Below are 4,774 nucleotides of genomic sequence, written 5' to 3'. Positions count from 1 at the left end.
TTTTAGCTGTTTTGTAAACTAAGAGTGGACTATAATAATTAGGTTTACTAACTTCAATTCTAGAGTCGACTAAACTTACACTAATTGTATCTTGCGGCAATTTGGTATTCCTCCTTTAAAATTTCAATTACTTTTACGCTAGCATTACATGCTACAGATGAGCTATATGCATGGTTGCTATACTTTGTGCCTAAAGTTATCATGCCAACTGTTTGCATATTTGATATTGGATAAATGTAAAAGCTTATTTTAGTAACATATTCAGATTGATATGGATTAGACAACGTATAATTGTGTGTTTTATTATGCATAAACTCGCTAAGCAGTCCATAAAGCACTAACATACGTGAATTTGCATCAAAGTCTCTAGCATTCAATACTATTGCAATAACATATATTTGAAAGGTAAAACTAAACTCCAAAACATTTTGATAAAATGCTCCATTTCTAGAATTATGATCAAACAGATTTTGTGTACCATCAAATTTTAATGCTATTATATTAGGACTAGTAGTATTAATCTTTGAAAGATACGGATGATTATAAGTATTTATCACTTCACATTCAAAATCATTTTGAATTGCATAGGTCTTAAATTCTTTAAATATTTTAAGTAAATAGTTTAAGCTAGTATCTAAAGTGACAATCATTCAATTGTTACCTTATAAGTAAGCTCTGATAACATTTTAGATGTATCAACAAGTGGAATTGATGCAGTACTACTACCTTTTCTTAATTTACTTTTGATCGTATTTGCCTTTAAATCGGGCCTTACTTGACCAGATAGTACATAGTTCTCATAGTATCTAATAAAAGCTTGTCCAATAGCTTGCATTCCTAATTTAGGGTTAAGGGTAAACTTAGAATTTATATGATTATTGTTGATGTATTCTCTAAACTCAGTACTACTAGCAATTTTGGTTAAATGTTTTCTTACTGGTAAATTACCACTTCCTTCTTCGTGCATTCTAGCAACTTTGGCTCTACTCCCAAACCATCCTATTTCTAATTCAATATTTATCTTTAAGTTGTCCATACAAACTCCTTTAAAATTAAAGTAAAATATCCAATTGAAGAATCAATACTAAATATTTCAAAGTAAATTGAATCTGCAATTGATATTCTGTCCTTAAGTGCAAAATCAAAGTTTGCATATGTATAAAGTTTAGAATAACCTTGAATGTCGGATAAATTAGAATCATGTAACACTGCAAGCTCTTGAGGTTTTATATCAATAATAACACCAATAAATTCTTCATATTTATTTTTATCAAATACAGTTTGATAAGATTCATCCTCCTCAAGTTTTAAGGTGTCTCCTTTATAAAACCTTAAAGTTTCGGGATTTTTAAAAGCATTTATCATTCTAATAGACATATCCGATAATCTTTTTCTAATACCACTCATTAGACAACTCCCATACAAGATGGAGTTGCAGTTTCTCTTTTAAGCTTTTCTAATAATGAATCAAGCTGTAAGCAGAAGTTTTTACTTGATGCACAACTTTCACCGCCTTCTTCTACTCCTTTACCACCCGGATAATAGTCAAGCTCAAGCTCATTGAATTTTTCTTTTTTTATTCTTTCAAATTCAAATTCACGAACAATCCCCTGCTTTCTTAATTGACAACCCATGTGGTAGAAGGTAAGCAAAAATATTTGTTCATATGTAAGTGAACTAGCATCAATACCACGTGTTACTAGAATTGCTTGAAGCAGTGATAAATGAAGTAGAAAATTTTGTCTACTTAACATAACTTGATCTATTCCTAATAGCAATAACACCTCAGAATGAAGTTTGGTTACTAAAAGCGCTTCTTCGCTTTTAATTTTAGCCTGCAAGTCTTTTTGTTCACGCATTTTTAACTAATCCTTAAATATTTGTTAACTAACTTTGTTTTATTTCAACCTGTAAAATGGTATTTTTAGTAGCAAGCAGCCCGCCTAAAACAAAATCAATGTATGAATGAGCAATGTCAGTTGAGTCTTTATCAACTTGTTCATTAGGAGTGGGCAACATATATTTGCTAGGCTTGAACTTTATAAGTTCTGGATTTAATGGATAAATCAGTATTTGATGTTTTAGCAAGTTTGAAGTTTCAATGTAAACATCTTCTCTATTATTAATGGCTTTAATAGTCTGAATTAAAACATCTTCCCATTTTTCACAACTAATTGGAGGAAATTGATCTGAAGAGTATGGTTTTACCAATTTCAATGAAGTTGCAGGGTCAACTATTACCATCATAGAAGTAGAAAATTCATCGCCCAGCTCTAGTTTTGAGAGTCCTGATTCAATCTTTTCAAAAATTTTATCCATCTTATCCTTATTGCCATTTTCAACCTGCTCTTTTACTTGATCTGGCATGTTAAGAAGTCCATACATATTAGGCAGTAAACGTTTTTGATTTTTTCCATCTTTTTGAATTGAAACAGTACCTGTCAGTACAAAGTGATTGATAAGTTTTATAATTTCACTACTTGCAAGTTTATAAGCTTGTTCGAATGGCAATAAATTATTATTAATATCTCCAATATACGAATCTGAAGTATAAAATTTTTCAGAAGATTGTTTTAAATGTCTAAATTTATATTGTAGTTTTAAGTAATTAAGTCTTACTACTTCAGAACTAAATCCAATAGTTGAAATAGTATTAACTTCATTAGCAATAGTTGTGGGGTTGGCATTAAGAAATGCATCCCATTTTATAGTCCTTTGATAGCCCATTTGTAGATCAACATCTTCAATTTGTTCGGGGAAAAACCATTTATACATTATAGGATCTTTTACTTCCCCTATAATATTTGCTACTGCTTTTGCATAATAATTTTCATCAAATAATTCCATTTTTACCTCCTAAATCTAATTATTTTTGTAAAGCCTTATTTCCAAATACTGCCACTTTGACTAAAAAAATATCATTGCTAATTTTTACTGCATCAGACAATGCTATTGCATTAATAGTTGTCTTGTTTGGGGGTGCAGAACCATTAATTTTTTCCAATTCTCCATCTTTATTAAAATAGAGTTTATCCTTTACTTTAATACTATTTTCTTTTGCTACTAAATATCCTTCAAAGTTATTTGTAATTGGGACAATAGTAGCTGTTTTACTATATTCATCTATATCAGTGCATATTCCATACAGATCTTCTTCACCCCCAGCCTCAACATGAGGTTCATAATGAATTTCATTTGGTTTTTCTTCTTGAATAACTCTTTTGACTCCGCGCTTGTATGGATATCCTAAAAATGGATGATTTTCTAATTTATCAAATTTACTAGTTCTAGTGCCGCCATAAGCAAAAAATTGTACGTTTTTGTCTCTAAACTCTAAAGAATTACTAAGTAAACCAGCATAATGCTGTGGATTTTTCATTAACTTTTCTAGATTACTTCGTTTTTCTTGATACTCTTTTACTAATTGCGTTGTATCTGCCATTCATTCACCTCCTTTTACCCACCTACACTTGCAACAGCATGGGCAACTACTTCTTTTTCAAGCCCTCTATTGCCAAAAATTGCAACTTTTATCAAATTGATAGAAAAATCTTCTTTTTTGGGCTTTATGACTTGAACTTGCTTTAAATCCTCATCTTCTAACAAAAAATTGATTGTAAATGAATCAGACAGTGCATAAGCATTAATTACAGTTGGACGTCCACCACCAGCCTTGATAATAACCCCATCATTATTAATGTCTAATATTTCACCCGATTTTATATTTGGATTTCTTGTAACTAGGTACCCTTCAAAGTTATTTGTAATTGGTAAAACATACGCAATACAACTGAACTCACACACATCTACACATATTCCATAAATATCAGTATCCGCACTAGCCGCAACATATATGGAGTTCTCTTTTGGGACAAGTTTAACACCACGCTTGTATGGAAAACTATTTTTTGGATCATAAAAATATTCTTCTATTTTGTCTGTAACACTTGAACATGCAAATGAGTAAGTATCAACTCGTTCATTTTTAGATTGAAAACAACTATTTGAACTGCCGAAAACCTCATTTTCAATTGAACTAAATGATTTTGAATATTTTTTGAATTTTAAAAGAATATCGTCAAGTTCTTTAATCGAATCCGAATAAGAATTTTTTGCAAGTTCTTCTTCGGCTTGTCTTGCTTGACGTTTAGCTCTAGGAGCAGCGGGTGATTCTGATTCTAAACCCAATTGTAAACTATCATCAGTATCAAGACCTTTAACTTGTACTTTGCCTTTTGAAACCATAATTTACTACCCCTTGATTGCTCTATTTCCAAATACACTAGCAAGTATTATCCACAATCCTTCTGTCAACTTATGCACATTTGAAAGAGCAATAGCATTAATTGTTTTTTGGCCTCCCGTGGTCTTTTCAAGCTCACCATCCTTATTAAAATGCAGCTTATCACCAGGTTTTACACCGTTTTGCCCATTTTTCTTAAAAGTCAAATACCCTGTAAAGTTATTTGTAATTGGAATTACAGTTGCCATACCAGTATATTCATCTATATCGGTGCATATTCCATATAAATCATCTTCTCCTCCAGCTTCAACTTCAAGTTCTGATGCTCCATCAGCGCTAAAACTAAGCTTGACTCCACGTTTATAGGGATATCCTTTGGCAGGATAATTTTCCATTTTGTCTTTACTACTAGTACAAACACCACCCAAATTGGAGTAAAGTAAATTTTTATCTCTAAACTCGATAGAATTGCTAAGTAAACTAGCATTTTTCTGAGGATTTTTCATCAATGCTTGAATTTCAGCAACTTTT

General features: G+C 31.2%; 9 protein-coding genes. All 9 read right to left on the bottom strand.

The genetic code is table 11. From position 1 onward, the window contains the following. The coding region (locus LRB30_RS05525; protein ID WP_231020086.1) for a DUF787 family protein at positions 1-100 on the bottom strand (100 nt) is incomplete at its 3' end. Then, positions 81-650: a DUF764 family protein gene (locus LRB30_RS05520; RefSeq protein WP_231020084.1), complete on the bottom strand. Its 570-nt coding sequence runs from the start codon at positions 648-650 to the stop codon at positions 81-83. The genes LRB30_RS05520 and LRB30_RS05525, both read right to left, overlap by 20 nt. Further along, on the bottom strand, positions 647-1,036 hold the full coding sequence (locus tag LRB30_RS05515) for a hypothetical protein (protein ID WP_231020082.1): 390 nt from the start codon (positions 1,034-1,036) through the stop codon (positions 647-649). The genes LRB30_RS05520 and LRB30_RS05515 overlap by 4 nt, the downstream gene beginning before the upstream one ends. Next, positions 1,024-1,407, bottom strand: a complete 384-nt coding sequence (locus LRB30_RS05510; RefSeq protein ID WP_231020080.1) for a DUF1506 family protein — start codon at positions 1,405-1,407, stop codon at positions 1,024-1,026. The genes LRB30_RS05515 and LRB30_RS05510 overlap by 13 nt, the downstream gene beginning before the upstream one ends. After that, entirely contained in the window at positions 1,407-1,859 is a 453-nt protein-coding gene (locus LRB30_RS05505) for a DUF3890 domain-containing protein (protein WP_231020077.1), read from the bottom strand. Before LRB30_RS05505 ends, LRB30_RS05510 begins: the two co-directional genes overlap by 1 nt. 28 nt (positions 1,860-1,887) lie before the next feature. Then, positions 1,888-2,847, bottom strand: coding sequence for a hypothetical protein (locus LRB30_RS05500; protein WP_231020075.1), 960 nt, complete (start codon positions 2,845-2,847; stop codon positions 1,888-1,890). A 19-nt stretch (positions 2,848-2,866) separates the two neighbouring features. Next, a complete protein-coding gene (locus LRB30_RS05495) occupies positions 2,867-3,442 on the bottom strand; it encodes a DUF228 domain-containing protein (RefSeq protein ID WP_231020073.1) in 576 nt (191 codons plus the stop codon). 14 nt (positions 3,443-3,456) lie between these two features. After that, positions 3,457-4,245 (bottom strand): DUF228 domain-containing protein, encoded by a 789-nt coding sequence (locus tag LRB30_RS05490; protein ID WP_231020071.1) that lies wholly within the window; start codon positions 4,243-4,245, stop codon positions 3,457-3,459. Between the two features lie 6 nt (positions 4,246-4,251). Beyond that, a partial coding sequence (locus LRB30_RS05485; RefSeq protein ID WP_231020069.1) for a DUF228 domain-containing protein occupies positions 4,252-4,774 on the bottom strand: 523 nt, incomplete at its 5' end.

This window comes from Borreliella americana (genome assembly GCF_021043605.1).
In the GTDB taxonomy this organism is placed as follows: domain Bacteria; phylum Spirochaetota; class Spirochaetia; order Borreliales; family Borreliaceae; genus Borreliella; species Borreliella americana.
Note: the sequence above shows the minus strand (reverse complement) of the source record. Positions and strands in the feature narration are given on the sequence as shown.

Excerpts from the sequence above, each read along its gene's own strand:
- LRB30_RS05520 (WP_231020084.1), bottom strand. The coding sequence starts at position 650 with ATGATTGTCACTTTAGATACTAGCTTAAACTATTTACTTAAAATATTT.
- LRB30_RS05515 (WP_231020082.1), bottom strand. The coding sequence starts at position 1,036 with ATGGACAACTTAAAGATAAATATTGAATTAGAAATAGGATGGTTTGGG.
- LRB30_RS05510 (WP_231020080.1), bottom strand. The coding sequence starts at position 1,407 with ATGAGTGGTATTAGAAAAAGATTATCGGATATGTCTATTAGAATGATA.
- LRB30_RS05505 (WP_231020077.1), bottom strand. The coding sequence starts at position 1,859 with ATGCGTGAACAAAAAGACTTGCAGGCTAAAATTAAAAGCGAAGAAGCG.
- LRB30_RS05500 (WP_231020075.1), bottom strand. The coding sequence starts at position 2,847 with ATGGAATTATTTGATGAAAATTATTATGCAAAAGCAGTAGCAAATATT.
- LRB30_RS05495 (WP_231020073.1), bottom strand. The coding sequence starts at position 3,442 with ATGGCAGATACAACGCAATTAGTAAAAGAGTATCAAGAAAAACGAAGT.
- LRB30_RS05490 (WP_231020071.1), bottom strand. The coding sequence starts at position 4,245 with ATGGTTTCAAAAGGCAAAGTACAAGTTAAAGGTCTTGATACTGATGAT.